This is a genomic window from Caryophanon latum, from assembly GCF_001700325.1.
Classification (GTDB): domain Bacteria; phylum Bacillota; class Bacilli; order Bacillales_A; family Planococcaceae; genus Caryophanon; species Caryophanon latum.
On record NZ_MATO01000078.1, the window covers coordinates 39,379 to 59,366 of the forward strand.

Genomic DNA, 19,988 nt, shown 5'->3' on the forward strand with positions numbered 1-19,988 from the left:
TGATCGTTCATCTATATATTTACTTCTTCATCTTCCCAAATGTCGTTTACTACATTCGTCTGTTCGCGCGCTGGTCCTACTGAGAACGTCATGAGCTCAATGTTCGTTAGCTCTAGTACGCGCTCTAAATAGTTGCGTGCATTTTGTGGAAGCTCGTCTAATGTGCGTACACCTGTAATATCTTCAGACCAGCCCGGTAGCTCCTCGTACACTGGCTCGCACTCTTTTAGTTGCTGTAAACTTGCAGGGTACTCGGTAATGATTTCACCGTTATATTTATACGCTGTGCAAATTTTTACCGTCTCAAGTCCCGATAATACGTCAATCGAATTGAGCGCTAAATGTGTAATACCTGACACGCGGCGACTATGGCGAACGACAACTGCATCGAACCAGCCAACGCGTCGAGGTCGTCCTGTCGTCGTGCCATACTCGCGCCCGACTTCACGAATATGATGCCCTTGCTCGTCAAAAAGCTCCGTTGGGAATGGACCGTCACCGACACGCGATGTGTACGCTTTACATACACCGATTACGTACGATACGTGAGAAGGTCCGATGCCCGTTCCTGTCGTTACACCACCTGCTACTGGGTTTGACGACGTGACGAACGGATATGTGCCGTGATCGACGTCTAACATAACCCCTTGTGCGCCTTCAAATAATACGCGTCCACCTTCGTCTAGCACGTCGTTTAATACTTTCGACGTATCCGTTACGTACTCAGCAATTTGTTGACCGTAGTTGTAGTATTGCTCAAAAATATCATCAAAATGTAGCGATTCTGCCTCGTAATATTTTTCGAATAAGCGATTTTTACACGTTAAGTTTTCTCGTAGCTTTTGCTCAAACGTCTCTTTATGCAAAAGATCTGCAATGCGAATGCCGATGCGGGCAATTTTATCTTGGTAGCACGGGCCGATACCTTTTACGGTCGTGCCGATTTTATCGTCGCCACGTGCTTTCTCTTCTAGCTGGTCTTGATAAATATGATACGGCAACAACACATGCGCACGATTGGAAATGCGTAAGTTCGTCGGATCTACGCCGCGCTCTACTAAGCCTTTTAGCTCCGTCACGACAGATTTCGGGTTGATGACCATGCCGTTACCCATTACCGACGTTTTGTCTTTATAAAAGATGCCTGATGGAATTAGATGCAACTTATACGTTTCTCCACCGAACTTAATTGTATGTCCTGCATTATCGCCGCCAGAAAAACGCGCAATGACGTCTGCCTTTTTCGATAAAAAGTCCGTAATCTTGCCTTTTCCTTCGTCTCCCCATTGCGTACCTACTACAACTACTGATGTCATTTAACAGCACCCCCGCTAGAAATTTAAGCCGAACATTTCCGTATTGAAAGTTGATAGTCGCTTTCCTATAGCTCGGCTCAAGCCTCCTCGACGCTCATCGCGTCTGTAGAGTCTTGAGGCACGAGCTTTCCCCTAGGAGTTTTGCTACGCCATCAACTAATCCGTCATCGTAACGATTCAGTCAACCAATTGAATACCATTTAATTCCTAATATATTTTCATTGTAGCAATTAATACAAATTCATGTCAAACAAAAACACGAACATGTAATGTTATAAAAACAAAAAATGTTCGTGTTTCAACGGATTTATTCGCCACTACACTGGTGGTGGTGCGTTATATTCCGCGGAATAGTCCATATTAATAAATTTATTATATTCTTTTTTAAACATTAACTTCACTGTGTCAGTTGGGCCGTTACGCTGTTTCGCCACGATAATCTCAATGATGCCCTTCTCCGCCTCGTCGCTTTTATCGTAGTAGTCTTCACGATAAAGGAACGCCACGATGTCAGCATCTTGCTCGATCGAACCTGACTCACGCAAGTCACTCATCATCGGTCGCTTATCTTGTCGTTGCTCTACGCCACGCGATAGCTGCGATAATGCGATAACCGGAACTTTTAATTCACGCGCTAACGCTTTTAATGAACGTGAAATTTCCGATACTTCTTGCTGACGACTTTCGCCTGACTTACCGTTACCTTGGATGAGCTGTAAATAATCGATTAAGATCATACCAAGCCCACCTTGCTCATTTGCTAAACGGCGACATTTTGCACGAATTTCACTAATGCGAATACCTGGCGTATCATCGATAAAAATGCCGGCATCTGATAGCGTACCCATCGCAATCATGAGCTTATTCCAGTCCTCTGGCGTCAGTGAACCTGTTCGTAAGTTTTGCGCGTCGATATTACCTTCTGCACAAAGCATACGCATAATAAGTTGCTCTGCCCCCATCTCTAGTGAAAAGATTGCGACGTTTTCATCTGCACGTACTGCTACGTTTTGTGCAACATTTAGTGCAAATGCCGTTTTACCAACAGAAGGACGCGCCGCTACGATAATTAAGTCGTTACGCTGGAAGCCTGCTGTTAGCTTATCAAGTGCGGTAAAGCCAGTCGGTATGCCTGTAACGTCACCTGTGCGATGTTGCATTTGTTCAATGTTGTCGAATGTATTCACTAATACATCTTTAATGTGACGAAAATCGCTCGCATTTTTGCGGTTTGCGACTTCCATCACTTTTCTTTCCGCCTCGCCTAATAGCGATTCTACTTCATCCTCACGCGTATACCCATCTTCAACAATCTTTGTCGCAACATGGATTAAACGACGAAGGAGCGCCTTCTCCTCTACAATTTTGGCATAATGACCAACATTTGCAGCGGTAGGAACAGCGTTGGCAAGCTCCATAATGTATGCAACCCCACCGACGTTTTCAAGTTCCTTTTTAGAAGACAGCTCCTCTGTTACTGTAACGACATCTATTCCTTTTCCTCGGTCACTTAAACGAATGAACGTTTCAAAGATTTTTTGGTGCGCCGAACGATAAAAATCATCCGGTCGTAAAATTTCAGACGCGGTAATAAGCGTTGATGAATCAAGGAAAATCGCCCCGATGACAGCTTGTTCAGCTTCATGGTTATGCGGGGGGACACGGTCCATAATCGGATCGGCCATAGATTTTCCCCTCCTTCTTACATACGTTAATTCATGTGTGTTGATTAATTATATATAGACGGTGAATATATTTTAACGTTTTGTTAGTCGGCTCTTCACGTCGAGGCATGCTTTCTGCGGGACAAGCACGCACCGAAAATGGTGGAACAAAGGCTAAATTCGTCGCGTCCATGCGACAACGCCTTTGTGACGAACATCATGTTGCCCTCCGCGAAAAGCGTCCACCGAAACAAAAGAACGGTTACCGTATTAAGTTCATTGTCTATAGTTAATCAACATACGAATACATTTACGCTTCTTCTTTCACATGTACCTTTAATGTTGCTTTTACTTCTTGGTGTAATTTCACTGGCACGTTCGTGTATCCTAATGAACGAATGCCATCTGGTAAATCCATTTTACGTTTATCAATTTTAATACCATGTGCTTTTTGTAACTCAGCTGTAATTTGCTTCGTTGAGATCGAGCCGAATAAACGACCACCTTCACCTGATTTTGCTTTTACAACCACTTCTAAGTTTTCAATTGTTTCTTTTAAATCTTTCGCCGCTTGTAGCTCAGCTGCTGCATGCTTTTCTTCTAAACGCTTTTGACCTTGAAGCTCGCTCATCGCTTGTGCATTTGCTTCCTTCGCGTAGCCTTTTTTAATTAAAAAGTTTTGTGCGTACCCTTCTGATACTTCCTTCACTTCACCTTTTTTACCTTGACCTTTTAAATCTTTAATAAATACGACTTTCATGTTTCCGAACTCCCTTCCATTACATCAAAAATAGCACTCTTCAATTGCGCAATCGCCTCCGTTAATGACTGGTTTGGCAATTGTGCGGCTGCGTTCGATAAATGCCCTCCGCCTCCGAGACGTTCCATTACGAGCTGAACGTTCGTTTCACCGAGTGAACGCGCACTAATGCCAACTTGCCCATCCGGACGCAACGCAACAACGAACGAGGCAGAAATATCTTTCATCGTTAGCAATATGTCAGCCGTTTGCGCAATGAGCACCGAGTTGTAAACCTCACCCTCATTGCCATGTGCAATCGCAATACCTGGCGCTGCAAATTCGACTGTTTGAATAATGCGTGAGCGCTCGATATACGTATCGATATCTTCTTTCAATAAGCGCTGTACAAGCACTGTATCTGCTCCAGCTGTTCGTAAATACGACGCCGCCTCAAACGTGCGAGAGCCTGTTCGTAGCGTAAAGCTTTTCGTATCAACAATAATACCTGCAAGCAGTGCTGTTGCTTCAATCATTGTAATTTTATCATGCTTTGGTTGATATTCAAGTAGCTCCGTCACAAGCTCAGCTGTAGACGATGCGTACGGCTCCATATATACGAGTACCGGATTTTCAATGAATTCCTCTGCTCGGCGATGGTGATCAATGACAACGACTTTCTCAAAGTGCTGTAAAATCGTCGGGTCAACAACTAAACTTGGCTTATGCGTATCAACGATAACAAGCAGCGACTTCTCGGTAATAAGCGGCTGTGCATCTTGCGGCGAAATAAACGACGTATATAGCTCTTCATTTGCCTTTAGCTCATACATTAAACGCCCGACGCTACCTGTTAGCTCGTCAAAGTTTACGACGATATGACCGCTTACTTTGTTCATGCTCGCCATTTTGCGCACACCGACACACGCACCGATCGAATCTAAATCTGGCATTTTATGTCCCATTACAAATACGCGGTCGCTATCTTGAATTAAATCTCGTAGCGCATGCGAAATGACGCGCGCTCGGACACGCGTACGCTTTTCAATCGGGTTTGTTTTCCCGCCATAAAAACGCAGCTTGCCGTCTGGATTTTTCACAGCTACTTGGTCACCGCCGCGCCCAAGCACTAAATCTAAGCTCGATTGTGCAAGCTGACCGAGCTCCGTTAGCGAAGCAGAGCCTGTCCCAACACCGATGCTTAACGTTAACGATACGTTGCGCTGCTGTGTTTTTTCACGCACGTCATCTAAAATCGGAAATTTTTTCTCCTCTAAGTTTTCTAAAATAGAACGATTGAGCACCGCCATAAAACGGTCTGACGAAATGCGCTTTAAGAAAATATCGTGCTCCTTCGCCCAATCATTTAAAATAGACGTCACGAGTGAATTTGTCGAGCTGCGCGCCTGGTCGTCCATCATCGACGTAATTTCATCATAATTATCAACAAATAAAATGGCGAGCACGGTGCGGTCTTCAAAATATTGCGTTTCAATTTGAAGCTGTTTTGTTACATCGAAGAAATAAAGAAGACGCTCCTTCTTTTTATACAGCACGCGGTATTTACGCTCATGAATCGTTACAGTGCGCTCCGTTTGCTCGTCTTGCTTCACAAAGTTGCTTAGCTCTGGTGCAATGAGCGCCACTTCCTCTTCAACTAACGACTGCTCTTTAATAATATTTTGCATGTACGGGTTAACCCACGCGATATTGTACGCCTCATTTAACAGTACAATTCCAATTGGCATTTGTAAAAACGCCTCTTCCCCGACATTGTTCATGCGATACGATAACGTTTCAATATGTGCCTCTGTATCGTCATATAAATACTTTTCTGTACGCCACGCATATAGGGCAATGGCAAGGCTCACTAATGTAAATACAGCGGCAGTCATAATACTATTTGTACTCATAATAAATGCTGCTACAATAAACAACAGCATAAAGAAGATGATTGGATAACGCATCGGTCTTTTTCGAAAAGCTCCCATTGTCTCAACCCCTACTCTTTCGTCTGCTTTGGCTCTACCAATCCACGAATGTTAAAACCTAAATCTACAATACCTAGAAGCACATAAAATGAATATAACGGTACGGCAAGCACTGTCGCAAACCATGCAAGCGCCTTTGGTAATCCCTTTGCGTTCACAAAGAAATGCACAAATGACACCCCTTGTAATACTAATAAGATCCATAAAATCATCGAGATGTTTAACGTAATCATATATAGCGTGTCGCCAACTTCAGGACTCGCTACAAAGTTTACAACTAAAATCACTAAATAATACCATAAAATCGATTTAGGTAAACGCATATGGCGAAACGGTGCAAACTTTGGCACTTCTACATGAAGACGTTGTAAAATTGGCAAGTTCACAACCATAATAATAAATGTAATCGAAAAGACCGCAATCGTAATACACGCCGGAACCGCCATCTCAAGCGTGTCAAAAATTAAATTTAACTGCTCTGTCGTAAAAATTTCCTGCCCTGTCATTTCCTTAGCTAATGCTACTGATTCCGTATAGCTTTCCTTCACTAATTTCAATGAATCTTGAATGAAATCAATTTCAAATAGCTGAATCGATGCCCAATATTGCACCGCGGATGTAATTAACACTGCTACACTTGAAGATAAAAACAGCATCTCTTTACTTTTCTTTTGTTGAATTCCGTAGCCCATCACAATACCGAGTGCAATATATAATAAAGCAAATGGCACTGCTAATACACCGCCGATTAATAGTGCAAGTATACAGCCTGCAATACCGACAACGATCGACGCAGATAAATCATATTTCGCACTGTACAACATGATCGGTAATGCAACAAAAATTGAAGCAATTGAACCAACTAGCGGTACGTAAAAAGCTAGCGCCAATAATACGGTAAATAGAGCAATCATCATCGCCCCTTGCGCTAACTTACTCGTTTGTTTATTCGGCATAAAAAACCTTCCTTTATTGTACTTTTCCTTAAACATTGTACCATTATTACAAACGCAATCCAAATCGGTATACTTTCAAGAAATGAATGAAAATGTCCGTCATTTGGCTAACGATATTCGTCACTTCTCACGTTAAAAAAGCCTTTTTACAGCGAAAAAGCGAGCCCGATAATAATAAAAAAACCCTGTTTCGTAAGCAAGCTTACAAAACAGGGTTTAATTCGTTCTTATTTCTCATCAGCAACGAATGGTAATAATGCCATAATACGTGAAACTTTGATTGCAGTTGTAAGTTTACGTTGGTATTTAGCAGAAGTACCAGTTACGCGACGTGGTAAAATTTTACCGCGCTCAGAGATGAATTTCTTTAAAAGATCTACATCTTTGTAGTCGATGTGCGTAATGTTGTTAGAAGTGAAGTAGCAAACTTTACGGCGTTTGCGGCCTCCGCGACGTGGTGCCATTATCGTTTTCCTCCTTTAAACTAATTTTTGGTGTCCCGTTTTAGAACGGTAAATCATCTTCCGAAATATCGACAGAATTTTTACTGTTGTTATCTGAAAACGGGTCGTTGTTCATATTTGTATAGTTTTGCTGATTCGGCGGTTGTTGCATTGGAGCCGGATTTGAAAATGGAGCCTGCTGTGGTGCAGCTTGCTGGTAACCTCCACCATAAGATGGCTGTTGACCGTATTGCTGTCCACCGCCGTAATCATAGCCTTGGTTTTGCGCTGGCGGCTGTTGATAGCCTCCGTTGCCTTGACCGCTATTTTTTGGCTCTAAAAATTGGATATTGTCTGCAACGACTTCAGTTGTATAAACACGTTTGCCGTCTTGACCTTCATATGAACCTGTTTCGATTCGACCAGTTACCCCGATCTGACCGCCCTTACGCATAAAGTTTGCTAAGTTTTCGGCCTGCTTGCGCCAAGCGATACAGTTAATGAAATCCGCTTTCTTTTCGCCACCTTGACTTGTGAATGGACGGTTTACAGCAAGTGTAAAACGAGCCACCGCAATTCCTGATGGTGTCATTTTCAGCTCTGGATCCTTTGTTAGTCTTCCAACTAATACGACGTTATTAATCATTCGTATACAACCTCCTTCTCAGCAGTTTAATTCAAAAATTATTTCTCTTCTTCGCGAACAGCGATGAAGCGGATGATGTCTTCGCTGATGTTAGCTAAACGAGTATACTCGTCGATTGCTTGTGTGCCAGCGTTAACTTTTACGATTTGGTAGAAACCTTCGCGGAAGTCATTGATTTCGTAAGCAAGACGGCGTTTACCCCAGTCTTTAGACTCAACGATTTCAGCTCCGTTTGAAGTTAAGATGTCAGCGAAACGCTCAACTAAAGCTTTCTTAGCATCTTCTTCGATGTTTGGACGGATTACGTACATTAATTCGTATTTGCGCATTATAGATTGCACCTCCTTATGGTCTTTGGCTCACTCTTCCTACGAGGAGCAAGGAGCAAGTAACAGTATTACTCACATCAATGAATTGTACCACACACGCCGAACACATTCAAGAAATATATTTAGAAGTTACTGCTGATTCTTTTTATTTGATCGTCCAATATAAATAGAACGTACATTCTCATTATAGCGAATGTGCGCGTTTATTGCATGTGATACGCTATACTAATTTTAAAATTAATGCCTCACATATGTTGATTAACCGATTGCTTCCCACGGCTTCGCTTTTCTCGGGCTCGGTGGTGAACACGATGTTCGTCATGAAGGCGGTGCTACATGGACGTAGCGCTCACAGCAAGCTAAGTCGCGCTACTGCCGTATAAAAAGGCTAATCAACAAATGTGATAATACGTAACAAAAAAGGAGGTCTTCTATGTCACACGAAACGATTTCATTGAACATCGACAAGCTCATGCGCCAAAACGTCATTTGGTCGATCATATTAGCAGTCGCACTGCCGCTTCTAAACTACGCCATTCAGCCGCGCATGTACTGGGACTTTTCATTTTGGTCAATCATTAGCACGTTCGGTTGGTTTTGCGTCGCTTACATATTTTTAATTGTCGCGCACGAGGCATGCCATTTGCTCGGCTTCGTCGTCTACGGTGGCGTGCCGTGGTCGTCGCTAAGCTTCGGTACCGATCTCGAAAAAGGGCTCGCCTACGCAACGACATCACAGCTCGTTGAAAATCACGCGATGAAAAAAGCGCTGCTGCTACCATTTTGGTTAACAGGCGTGCTGCCAACTGTGTACGGCTTTTACGTCGATAGCTATTTATGGATACTAGTCGGTGCATTTTTAATGGCCGGAGCAGTCGGTGATTTCTCAATGTATAAGGCGCTGCGCAAATTCCCGAAACATGCCGTCGTACGAGATGACCCGACAGAGCCGACATTATATATTTATCCACCTGGCACGACGAACGACGACATCACTTTACATGACCCGAAATAAAGGCATAAAAAAAGACACTTGCGAATGTTCGCAAGTGTCTTTTCCAATGATTACACGTTGAATAAAAATTCCATTACGTCGCCATCTTGTACAACGTATTCTTTACCTTCTGCACGCACGCGACCTGCCTCTTTAGCAGCTGGCTTTGAGCCGTACTCTACTAAATCGTCATACGCTACTGTTTCTGCACGAATGAAGCCACGCTCGAAATCAGAGTGGATAATACCTGCGCATTGTGGTGCTTTCATGCCTTTACGGAACGTCCATGCGCGAACTTCTTGTACGCCTGCAGTGAAGTACGTCGCTAAACCTAAAAGGCTGTAAGAAGCTTTAATTAATTGATCTAAGCCTGATTCGTTAATGCCTAGCTCAGCTAAAAATTCCTTCTTTTCGTCGTCTTCTAGCTCAGAAATTTCTTCTTCGATTTTCGCACAAATTGTAATAACTTGTGCGCCTTCAGCTGCTGCGTATTCACGCACCATATTTACGTATTTGTTGTCAGATGTATCTGCTACTTCATCTTCTGAAACGTTCGCTACGTATAACGTTGGTTTAATTGTTAAAAGATGCAGTCCTTTAATTACTTTTTTCTCATCGTCTGATAACTCAACAGAACGCGCTGGCTTTTCTGCTTCAAGCGCCTCTTTAATTTTTTGTAAAATCGGCTCTTCTACCATTGCTTCTTTATCTTTTTGCTTCGCCATTTTCGCAACACGCGCGATACGTTTATCGATAGATTCTAAGTCCGCAAGAATAAGCTCTAAGTTAATTACTTCAATGTCGTCGATTGGATTTACTGTACCTGATACGTGCGTGATGTTTTCATCTTCAAAGCAACGTACTACTTGGCAAATTGCGTCTACTTCGCGAATATGTGCAAGGAATTTGTTTCCTAAACCTTCACCAGTAGATGCACCTTTTACGATTCCCGCGATGTCTGTAAATTCAAATGTTGTCGGAACTGTTTTTTTCGGTGTTACTAATTCTGTTAATTTGTCTAAGCGCTCGTCTGGAACTGTTACGCTCCCTACGTTTGGCTCAATTGTTGCGAATGGGTAGTTCGCTGCAAGTGCACCTGCCTTTGTAATTGCGTTAAATAATGTTGATTTACCAACGTTAGGTAAACCGACGATACCAGCTGTTAATGCCATGTAAAGTCACGACCTTCCTTGTATGTTTTATTATCGAGAGATTCTCGTACGTTCTAAGTTAAAACGAATGTGTTGATTCGCTATGTAGCTGTTCGCATGCTCCCAGCTTATGTGAAATCGCGCTTCAACACGAATACAACTACTACAAAGTTCCTTACTTTCAAGGAACAAAATATAACCTTGTCTATTATATTGATTTGCACGCTAAAAGTCTATTTACGATTGCGCAACTTACTCCGCCGTTTGAATGACACGCTTCATTTTTTTCGTAAACTCGCGGCGTGGCAGCATGACGCTATGCCCGCAACCTTCACATTTAATGCGAATGTCTGCGCCGACACGAATAATTTTCCATACGTTCGTACCACATGGGTGCTGCTTTTTCATTTCCACTACGTCATTTAACGCAAATACTTTTTGTTCCATTCGTTATTCATCCCCCTCATCTGAATCTGTCGCAATAAAACCAAACTGCGCAAAAATCGAAATTACGTCACGGCGCATGACACGTCCAACTGCAGCAGCTTGACGCGGTAATGTTTCATACGTAATGCGCACAGTCGCCTCATCTTTCGTAAAGTTTACGACACCGAGAAACTGAGGCGCACGCACAAGCTCCTCATGCTCTGCTGGCAATGTATTTAAATATTGTTGAATGACACTTTGAACCGCTTCAATATCCGCGTTTACCGGCACGTCTAAATCAATCGTCGCCTTCGTGTTGTTCACCGAGTAATTCGTCACGTTCGTAATACCGCCGTTTGGAATGATGTGCTGCTCGCCAGTCGGTCCTTGAATTTTCGTCGTGCGCAAGCCGATTTCCACAACTGTTCCTTCGCCGCCTGTAAGCTTAATATAATCGCCAACACCAAATTGATCTTCAAAAATAATAAAGAACCCTGTAATAACATCCTTCACTAAGCTTTGTGCGCCGAATCCAATTGCTAAGCCGGCAACCCCTGCCCCAGCAAGTAATCCGGCTACTTGAATGCCAAGTGACGATAAAATACCGACAATCGCCGAGAAGTACACTAAATACACGACGATGTTTTGCAGCAATCGCAAAATTGTCGTATCTCGTCGTTCGTTTCCGCGCAGTGGTGTGCGACGACGGATGCGGAACACGCGCGCAATAACCGCTCTTGCAACACGTACAACGATGGCTGAAATCACTAAAATTAACGTAATCTCAATGAAAGCCGCGAATGCTTTGTCCCAAAATTCGGGATTTGAAAAATAATCAATCCACTTTTGCACAAATCTTTGCATGTCCATACACTTCACCTCTGCTTTTATTCAATGTCGCTCAATTGTAACAAATCAAAAATGCGCTGCAAATCGTCGTCCGAGTAAAACTCAATTTCGATTTTCCCTTTATTGTTCGTCTGTTGAATTTGCACGTTCGTTCCAAAAAGTTCACGCAGCTGTGCTTCACGTTCTTGTACAAACACATCTTTTTGCTTCGGTGCTTTCGTTCCACGTGAAACAGCGGTGCGCTCCTGCACGATTTTTTCTAGCTGACGCACACTCAAACTTTCCTTCATCACGCGCTGAGCCATTAGTGACATTTGACGCTGCACCTTTAAGCTAAGCAGCGCTCTACCATGCCCCATCGATAATTTTCCGCTCGTAATTTGCTCGCGTACATCGCTTGGCAAGCTAAGCAGTCGAATGTAATTGGCAATATGCGAACGACTTTTCCCAAGGCGCACCGCTAGCTCCTCCTGTGTGAAATGCAGCTTTTGAATTAAGCTTTCGTATGCTTCAGCTTCCTCAATCGGCGTCAAATCTTCACGCTGTAAATTTTCTAAAATCGCAAGCTCCATCATTTGCTGGTCGGTTAAATGACGCACAATCGCAGGAATATGCGTTTTACCGGCTAGCTTTGATGCACGAAAACGTCGCTCACCGACAACAATTTCATAGCTGTTCATTTTTTTGCGCACGACGATCGGCTGCAACACACCATGCTCGATAATTGACGCACTGAGTTCCTCTAACGCCTCATCATCAAACACTTTGCGCGGCTGATATGGATTTACCCGAATGTGCTGCAATTCAATTTGTTCAATTTCCTCAAATGCTTGTTCCATCGAATAATCTCCCTTCTCTATTGAAAACACCGTTATCCACAAATTGTGGACAACGGTGTGGATAACATGTCGTTATTTAATTGGCGACTTGTTCGGTACACCTGGCTTACGTGGATATTTTTTTGGTGTTGCCTTTATTTTATTAAACACGTATAACGAACGCTCGCTTTCTTCCACTGGCAATAAGAAGTGATGCTCTTCTTCTAGCTTACTACCGAGCGTGTTGATCGCTGACTTCGCCTCTTTTAACTCGTCTGCGCCTGCTGCTGCTTTTAACGCCACAAACTTGCCGCCTTCTTTTACAAGTGGAATGCAAAGCTCTGATAATACGCTTAAACGTGCAACTGCGCGTGCTGTTACTGTATCAAACTGCTCGCGATATGTCGCATTTTGCCCGAACTCCTCCGCACGCGCATGCACGAAGTTGACGTTTTCTAATCCAAGCTGCTCGCTTAAATGATTTAAAAACGTAATGCGCTTATTTAACGAATCGACAATCGTAATGTGTAAATGTGGATAACAAATTTTAATCGGTAAGCTCGGGAAGCCCGCGCCTGCTCCTACGTCACATACAGTTGTCGTTTCGTTAAAGTCATAATAAAACGACGCGCTAATCGAATCGTAAAAATGCTTTAAATACACGCCTTCTAAATCTGTAATTGCCGTTAAGTTCATCTTCTCGTTCCACTCAACAAGCAGCTCGAAATATTTGCGGAACTGTTCGATTTGCTTGTCGCTTAGCTCGATACCTTTTTCTTTTAGCGCTTCAATAAATTGTTGCTCGTTCATAAAAACCCTCTTTTCTTTGTTCCGTGAAATGTTGTCCACAGTATATCATTTTCGTTCGCCGTTATACACCAGTTATCCACAAATCGCTGTGCATAATGTGTATAACTTTTAGCTCTTCGCCATAGCTTGTAATTGCCTTTCACGTCGAAGTAAGCTTTCCGCGGGCGCTGCGCTCACCTCAGCACATACGAAAATAAAAAGGGCTGCGCTGAAGTCATCGTCGACTTGTAGCACAGCCCTTTTTTTACAAGCATATTCATTAGGCACATTGCGCTTGCGGCTCGCGTTTCTAGGTCGTGGCTTGAGTCGAGCCTCAGGAACGCGAAATGCCAGTTTAATGGCTAATCAACACGCTTGATATTTCATTATGTTATTCCCCGCTTACACGTGCGATTTTCCCTTGTTCAATGTACACAAGTAAAATCGAAATGTCTGCTGGGTTTACCCCTGCAATGCGTGACGCTTGTGCAATCGTTAACGGACGCACTTGCTTCAGCTTTTGTAGCGCCTCTGTTGCTAAGCTGCCAATTGCATCATAGTCGATGTTGTCTGGAATTTTTTTGTCTTCCATTTTCTTTAAGCGATCTGCTTGTTGCAGTGCTTTTTGAATGTAACCTTCGTACTTCAGTTGAATTTCGACTTGCTCACGAACGTCCTCGTTTAATGCCTCTGCTGTCGGCTCAATTAAACTTGCGACTAAGTCATACGTCATTTCTGTACGCTTCACGAAATCAGATGCACGAATACCATCTTTTAATTCCGCACCACCAACTGAACGCACTACTTCTTGCGTCGTTTCGTTCGGCTTCACGATAATGCTGCGTAGACGTTCAATTTCTGACTCGATTTGCGCACGCTTTTTCGTAAACTTCGCATAACGCTCGTCCGAAATTAACCCAACTTTGTAGCCAACGTCCGTTAAACGTAAATCGGCATTGTCGTGACGCAGTAATAAGCGGTATTCTGCACGAGAAGTTAATAAACGATACGGCTCGTTCGTCCCCTTTGTTACTAAGTCGTCGATTAATACACCGATGTACGCGTCCGAGCGAGATAAAATAACTTCTTCTTTACCTTGCACTTTTAATCCTGCGTTCATACCAGCCATTAACCCTTGACCAGCCGCCTCTTCATAACCCGATGTACCATTTAGCTGACCTGCTGTGTAAAGCCCACTAATCGCCTTCGTTTCAAGCGTCGGCCAAAGCTGTGTCGGCACGATGGCATCATACTCAATCGCATAGCCTGCACGCATAATTTCCGCGTTTTCTAAACCAGGAATCGATGCGACCATTTTGCGCTGTACATGTTCAGGTAGCGACGTCGAGAAACCTTGCACGTATACTTCTTGCGTATCGCGTCCTTCTGGCTCAAGGAAAATTTGGTGGCGCGGCTTGTCCGCGAATCGCGTAATTTTATCCTCGATTGATGGGCAATAACGCGGACCTGTTCCTTTAATCATGCCTGAAAACATTGGCGATAAATGCAAATTCGCATTAATGATGTCGTGCGTTTCTTCGCTCGTATACGTTAACCAGCAAGGCAGCTGATCGGTAATATGCTCCGTCGTTTCAAAGCTAAATGCACGCGGCTCGTCATCACCTGGTTGAATTTCCGTTTTTGAATAATCAATTGTACGACTATTCACACGCGGTGGCGTTCCTGTTTTAAAGCGCACTAAGTCAAAGCCAAGTTCCTTTAAGTTGTCCGCTAAGCGAATTGACGGCTGTTGGTTGTTTGGACCAGATGAATATTTTAAATCACCGATAATAATTTCACCGCGTAGGAATGTACCTGTCGTCAGCACGACCGCTTCCGCACGATAAATCGCACCGACTTGTGTTAACACACCTTTTACAACACCGTCTTCAATGATTAGCTCTTCCACCATCGCTTGACGAATTTGTAAATTTTCCTCTTCTTCTAACAAGCGCTTCATTTCACGTTGATATAGCTGCTTATCCGCTTGCGCACGTAATGCACGCACCGCAGGACCTTTCGCTGTATTTAACATGCGCATTTGAATGTACGTTTTATCAATCACGCGCCCCATTAAACCGCCTAGCGCATCAATTTCACGCACAACAATCCCTTTTGCTGGTCCACCAACTGACGGGTTACATGGCATAAATGCGATTAACTCTAAGTTGATCGTTAGCATTAATGTTTTTGCGCCCGTTTTTGCCGCTGCATATGCTGCTTCGACACCTGCATGCCCTGAACCGACAACAATTACATCATAATTTCCTGCTTCATACTGTGTTGCCATTACTCAAATTCCTCTCTTGTTATAAATCTATTTCCCTAAACAGAATTGCGAGAACAGCTGATTAATTAAGCTCTCTTGCACTGTATCACCGATAATTTCACCAAGAATTTCCCACGTGCGCGTTACATCAATTTGTACCATATCGACTGGCACGCCCGCTTCAGCTGCATCAAGCGCATCGGTAATCACGTCGCGCGCTTGGTTTAATAGCGCAATGTGACGCGCATTCGATACGTACGTCATGTCGCCTTGCTCTACTTGCCCATCAAAGAATAACGCCGCAATCGCCTCTTCAAGCTCAATAACGCCCTCTTCTTTTAACAACGATGTCGCCACAACACGCGATTTCCCCGCTAAGTCGTACACGCGATTTAAATCAATTTTACGCTCTAAATCCGTCTTGTTTACAACGACGATGTAATCCATATGCTGAATCGTTTCAAATAGGCGCTCATCTTCAATCGATAGCTCCTCAGCAGAGTTTAACACAAGTAAGATTAAGTCTGCTTCTTTCAAAACTTGACGAGAACGCTCCACACCGATGCGCTCGACGATATCTTCCGTCTCACGAATGCCTGCTGTATCAACTAGACGAAGCGGCACACCACGCACGTTCACATATTCTTCGATAATATCACGCGTCGTCCCGGCAATATCTGTTACGATCGCTTTATTTTCTTGCACTAAGCTATTTAAAAGTGACGATTTTCCAACGTTCGGGCGTCCTAAAATAACAGTCGATAAACCTTCACGTAAAATTTTCCCTTGTGATGACGTTTGTAACAGCTTTTCTATTTCATCACGCACCCACGAGCACTTCTCAAGAAGCACCGGTACGGTCATTTCCTCAACGTCATCGTACTCTGGATAATCGATATTGACTTCTACTTGCGCCAATGTTTCAATAAGAGCTTGGCGTAAATCGGTAATTAAACGCGACAGCTTACCGTCCATTTGTCCGAGCGCGACATTCATCGCACGGTCTGTTTTTGCACGAATTAAATCCATTACCGCTTCCGCCTGTGATAAATCGATACGACCGTTTAAAAACGCACGCTTCGTAAACTCACCTGGCTCTGCTAAACGCGCACCGTTCACAAGCACAAGCTGCAACACACGGTTAACAGACACAATACCACCGTGACAATTAATTTCAACAACGTCCTCACGCGTAAATGTTTTCGGTGCCTTCATTAACGACAGCATGACTTCCTCAACGATTTCACCAGTCTTTGGTTCATGTAAATGCCCGTAATGAATCGTATGCGACGGCTGCTCCATTAAACGTTTGCCACCTGGCGTTTTAAATACTCGATCTGCAATTTCGACTGCCTGGTTCCCACTTAAACGAACGATGGCAATTGCACCTTCGCCCATCGGTGTGGAAATCGCAGCAATTGTATCAAATTCCATACTAATCCTCCTAAAAATAAAAACTTATCCACATGTGCATAAGTTTTATCCGCTCTTTTACTCACTAACTACATAGACTAACATAATTCACATAAAATCTAAAGCAGCAACGTTAATACGCGAAGTTATTAACATCTATCCACAAGTTACCCACAGCTTTTTGTGGATAAATCGCGGAATATTCACAAAAATCTTAAATAAAAAAGACCATCTAAGATTTTTTGTCTTAGATGGTCTTTTTTATCTTACTGGTTGAATGACTAAGTAACGGTTTGGCTCTATGCCTTCTGAGTACGTTTCGATATCCACACGACTAGACAGTACGTTGTGGATAACTTTTCGTTCGTACGATGGCATCGGCTCAAACGTTACTGTTTTGCCTGTGCGAATTGCTTTTTCAGCCATGCGTGACGCTAATACTTCAAGCGCTTCCTCACGACGATCACGATAATTTTCAACATCAATTAAAATCGTGATATAGCTTTGCGACTGCTTATTCACAACAAGCTGCGTTAATTGCTGTAGCGCATTTAGCGTATGACCACGCTTACCAATTAATAGCGCTGCCTTTTTGCTCGAAAGCTCTACATACAAAGTTTTCCCTTGCTTATGCATATCAACGTGCAAATCATGAATGTTCATTGCTTTAGCTACTTCTTTTAAATACGTTTCCGTCACTTCTTTTACAAGCGGTGTATCATCAATTTTTTTCGGCTTTTCCTCGATCGGTGCTTCGGGAACAGCTTCCTCTAGCTCCACGATCGGTTCATCGTCCTCAGCGGCTGCTAGTTTTTCTGTAACGCGCGGCTCGTCTAAAACGATCGGTTCTACAGCTTCTTCAGCAGGAATGACGACAACTGGCTTTGACTCTTCCTTCACACGTACGATTACATGTGCAGAGCGCGCTCCGATGCCTAAAAAACCTTTTTTGCCTTCTTGTAAAACTTGGATGTCCACTTGCTCACGTGTCTTGCCTAGCTTTTTAAGAGCTAGTTCAATTGCTTCCTCTGAAGTAGCACCAATTTGCGTAGTTTGTTTCACGTAAAGCCCCCCTAAAAGAGTCATTTCGTTACTTCTTTTTGTTCAACCAAGGTTTATGAATTACAAAATTTTGACCGATTGAGAAAATATTTCCGACAATCCAGTATAGTGAAAGTGCTGCTGGTAAAAACGCACCGAACACAACGATCATTACTGGCATAATGTACATCATCATCTTCATTTGTGGGTTATCGCCAACTGGTGGTCCCGTTAAAATTACAGCTAGCTGCATTAAACCTGCAAGCACAGCAAAAAGAATGCTTGGCTCAGCTAAATGAACACCTAAAAATGATCCTAAATCGTATGCTGGTGTTACATTCATACGGCTAATTGCATGATAGAAACCAATTAAAATCGGCATTTGGATGAAGATTGGTAAACAACCTGCTAAAGGATTAACACCAGACTCTTGCATTAATTTCATCATTTCTTGTTGATACTGCTGCTGTGTTTGCGCATCCTTAGATGAGTATTTTGCCTGTAGCTCTTTTAATTTTGGTTGCATTTCTTGCATTTGCTTTGCGCTTTTCGTTTGCTTAACCATAAGCGGTAAAATGATTAAACGAATTAAAATCGTTACCGCAATAATACCTAATGCGTATGTACCTAACCAACCTGCAAACATGTCAATTAACGATACTAGCGGCCAAACGATGAAGCTATTCCAAAAGCCTTCGCTCTCGGCTGAAATTGGTTGCTCGAACTCTGTACAACCTGCCAATGCAAGCGTTGCAACTGCAAGCGTTAAAAGTACCCAAAGTTTTTTCTTCAAGCTTTTTCCTCCTACGTTGAAACACTATTTAGTTTTTGCTATTTTATCATGTTACAAAATAACTTCCTACTGCTCGTGCAAGCTATTTTATAAACCGATATTTTCATTTTATATGATGCGGATTGCAATGCGCATCTATTCACTCTTTAATTTATTGTTTTTTAATACTTTTGCAATTTTCATTACGTGCATTAAGCTGTCCTTCGCTTCATGGAAGTCTAGCGCGGCCGCCCCGTGTCTGGCGATAATAACATAGTCTACATCCTGCTTTACGTCCTCACGTAGCTCTAACAACGCTTGACGAATGTAGCGTTTAATTTGGTTGCGCTTTACCGCATTCCCAAGCTTTTTACTTACCGATAGTCCGACGCGAAAATGCTTCTGATCTTGCTTTGGCATTACATATACGACAAATTGACGATTCGCAAATGACTTTCCTCTTTTAAACACCTTTTGAAAATCTTCATTCTTCTTTATACGCTGGCGCTTATTCATCTTCTTCACCTGCTCATTCGAACTTTCACTCAAAAATAAATATAGGGCGATTCGCGTAAAACACACAAATCGCCCATTGAAAACTCTTTTCCCTCGTACTCTAACGAAAAAAAAGACCACTGATGTGGCTCAGTGGACTTATGCTGATAATACTTTGCGACCTTTTTTACGACGACGAGCTAAAACATTGCGACCGTTTTTAGTAGCCATGCGTGCACGGAAGCCATGTACTTTACTATGTTTACGTTTCTTTGGTTGGTACGTACGTTTCATTACTATACACCTCCTGCAATATAAATTTCATCTATTTTCTACATACAGACTTGAATAGTATAAGTTATGCCAATGCAATTTGTCAATGCTTTCATAAAAAAGTTTCGACTATACAAGCGCTCAAATCTATGTTTAACTACTCAAAATACAGCGCCTCTAAAACAACCGACTTATCCACATTTTTTTCATTTTTCTGTGGATAACCTGTGGATAAGCTTTCTTACAAAAAAATGTTATCCACATAGTTACCCACAGCTTATCCACATATATACAGGGTGTGGATAACTGTTTTGTGAATAGTGGATAACTCTGTGGATAAGTTTTTCAAAGCCTTGTTATACTTAAGTTTTTCTGCTATCATTACGTTAAATTGCCTGTGGAAAACTCTAGTCAGAAAAAAACTTATCCACACTATCCACAGCCTGTGGATAACTTAATCCACAGCTTATGGATAACTCTTGTTCACAACATGTGAATATGTGTATAACTTTCATTTTAGACACTAAAAAAGATGGAGTAATATTCTTCTTTTACAACATAAAAAAAATTTTTAAAACGCATATTTTCAAGGGCGTTATTTTTGTGCTAAACAA

General features: G+C 42.7%; 20 protein-coding genes. 1 reads left to right on the plus strand and 19 read right to left on the minus strand.

Going from position 1 to position 19,988, the window contains the following annotated elements; translation table 11 throughout:
• Positions 1-11: 11 nt before the first annotated feature.
• The 8 genes from A6K76_RS15395 to rpsF form a co-directional block, all read right to left on the minus strand.
• Entirely contained in the window at positions 12-1,316 is a 1,305-nt protein-coding gene (locus A6K76_RS15395; protein ID WP_066466491.1) for an adenylosuccinate synthase, read from the minus strand.
• Positions 1,317-1,633: 317 nt separating this feature from the next.
• Positions 1,634-3,001 carry a replicative DNA helicase gene (gene dnaB / locus A6K76_RS15400; protein ID WP_066466492.1) on the minus strand — a complete coding sequence of 456 codons (1,368 nt, stop codon included), beginning with the start codon at positions 2,999-3,001 and terminating at the stop codon, positions 1,634-1,636.
• 289 nt (positions 3,002-3,290) lie between these two features.
• Complete coding sequence (gene rplI / locus A6K76_RS15405; RefSeq protein WP_066466493.1) at positions 3,291-3,740, minus strand: 50S ribosomal protein L9; 450 nt, start codon at positions 3,738-3,740, stop codon at positions 3,291-3,293.
• On the minus strand, positions 3,737-5,710 hold the full coding sequence (locus A6K76_RS15410) for a DHH family phosphoesterase (RefSeq protein WP_066466494.1): 1,974 nt from the start codon (positions 5,708-5,710) through the stop codon (positions 3,737-3,739). The genes rplI and A6K76_RS15410 overlap by 4 nt, the downstream gene beginning before the upstream one ends.
• An 11-nt stretch (positions 5,711-5,721) precedes the next feature.
• Positions 5,722-6,666 carry a YybS family protein gene (locus tag A6K76_RS15415; protein WP_066466495.1) on the minus strand — a complete coding sequence of 315 codons (945 nt, stop codon included), beginning with the start codon at positions 6,664-6,666 and terminating at the stop codon, positions 5,722-5,724.
• Between the two features lie 227 nt (positions 6,667-6,893).
• Positions 6,894-7,133, minus strand: coding sequence for a 30S ribosomal protein S18 (gene rpsR, locus A6K76_RS15420; RefSeq protein WP_211270286.1), 240 nt, complete (start codon positions 7,131-7,133; stop codon positions 6,894-6,896).
• A gap of 37 nt (positions 7,134-7,170) precedes the next feature.
• Positions 7,171-7,755 (minus strand): single-stranded DNA-binding protein, encoded by a 585-nt coding sequence (ssb, locus tag A6K76_RS15425; protein ID WP_066466497.1) that lies wholly within the window; start codon positions 7,753-7,755, stop codon positions 7,171-7,173.
• Positions 7,756-7,793: 38 nt separating this feature from the next.
• A complete protein-coding gene (gene rpsF / locus A6K76_RS15430; protein ID WP_066466498.1) occupies positions 7,794-8,084 on the minus strand; it encodes a 30S ribosomal protein S6 in 291 nt (96 codons plus the stop codon).
• Positions 8,085-8,517: 433 nt separating this feature from the next.
• On the opposite strand from rpsF, the gene A6K76_RS15435 reads away from it, so the two are divergent.
• Complete coding sequence (locus A6K76_RS15435; RefSeq protein ID WP_066466499.1) at positions 8,518-9,099, plus strand: DUF3267 domain-containing protein; 582 nt, start codon at positions 8,518-8,520, stop codon at positions 9,097-9,099.
• Positions 9,100-9,149: 50 nt separating this feature from the next.
• Here A6K76_RS15435 and ychF read toward each other — a convergent pair whose 3' ends face one another.
• The 11 genes from ychF to rpmH all read right to left on the minus strand — a co-directional run bounded on the left by ychF (position 9,150) and on the right by rpmH (position 19,395).
• A complete protein-coding gene (gene ychF, locus A6K76_RS15440) occupies positions 9,150-10,250 on the minus strand; it encodes a redox-regulated ATPase YchF (RefSeq protein WP_066466500.1) in 1,101 nt (366 codons plus the stop codon).
• 231 nt (positions 10,251-10,481) lie between these two features.
• Positions 10,482-10,676 (minus strand): DUF951 domain-containing protein, encoded by a 195-nt coding sequence (locus A6K76_RS15445; RefSeq protein ID WP_066466501.1) that lies wholly within the window; start codon positions 10,674-10,676, stop codon positions 10,482-10,484.
• A gap of 3 nt (positions 10,677-10,679) precedes the next feature.
• Positions 10,680-11,525, minus strand: a complete 846-nt coding sequence (locus A6K76_RS15450; RefSeq protein WP_139108718.1) for a mechanosensitive ion channel family protein — start codon at positions 11,523-11,525, stop codon at positions 10,680-10,682.
• Positions 11,526-11,542: 17 nt separating this feature from the next.
• A complete protein-coding gene (locus tag A6K76_RS15455) occupies positions 11,543-12,343 on the minus strand; it encodes a ParB/RepB/Spo0J family partition protein (RefSeq protein ID WP_066466503.1) in 801 nt (266 codons plus the stop codon).
• Positions 12,344-12,415: 72 nt separating this feature from the next.
• Positions 12,416-13,132, minus strand: a complete 717-nt coding sequence (rsmG, locus tag A6K76_RS15460; RefSeq protein WP_066466504.1) for a 16S rRNA (guanine(527)-N(7))-methyltransferase RsmG — start codon at positions 13,130-13,132, stop codon at positions 12,416-12,418.
• A 370-nt stretch (positions 13,133-13,502) separates the two neighbouring features.
• Positions 13,503-15,401, minus strand: a complete 1,899-nt coding sequence (mnmG, locus tag A6K76_RS15465; protein WP_066466505.1) for a tRNA uridine-5-carboxymethylaminomethyl(34) synthesis enzyme MnmG — start codon at positions 15,399-15,401, stop codon at positions 13,503-13,505.
• A 27-nt stretch (positions 15,402-15,428) separates the two neighbouring features.
• On the minus strand, positions 15,429-16,814 hold the full coding sequence (gene mnmE / locus A6K76_RS15470; protein WP_066466506.1) for a tRNA uridine-5-carboxymethylaminomethyl(34) synthesis GTPase MnmE: 1,386 nt from the start codon (positions 16,812-16,814) through the stop codon (positions 15,429-15,431).
• A 240-nt stretch (positions 16,815-17,054) separates the two neighbouring features.
• Entirely contained in the window at positions 17,055-17,855 is an 801-nt protein-coding gene (gene jag, locus A6K76_RS15475; protein WP_066466507.1) for an RNA-binding cell elongation regulator Jag/EloR, read from the minus strand.
• A gap of 28 nt (positions 17,856-17,883) precedes the next feature.
• A complete protein-coding gene (gene yidC / locus A6K76_RS15480) occupies positions 17,884-18,627 on the minus strand; it encodes a membrane protein insertase YidC (RefSeq protein WP_066466508.1) in 744 nt (247 codons plus the stop codon).
• Between the two features lie 135 nt (positions 18,628-18,762).
• Complete coding sequence (gene rnpA, locus A6K76_RS15485) at positions 18,763-19,122, minus strand: ribonuclease P protein component (protein WP_066466509.1); 360 nt, start codon at positions 19,120-19,122, stop codon at positions 18,763-18,765.
• Positions 19,123-19,260: 138 nt separating this feature from the next.
• On the minus strand, positions 19,261-19,395 hold the full coding sequence (gene rpmH / locus A6K76_RS15490; RefSeq protein ID WP_066466510.1) for a 50S ribosomal protein L34: 135 nt from the start codon (positions 19,393-19,395) through the stop codon (positions 19,261-19,263).
• Positions 19,396-19,988: the final 593 nt, after the last annotated feature.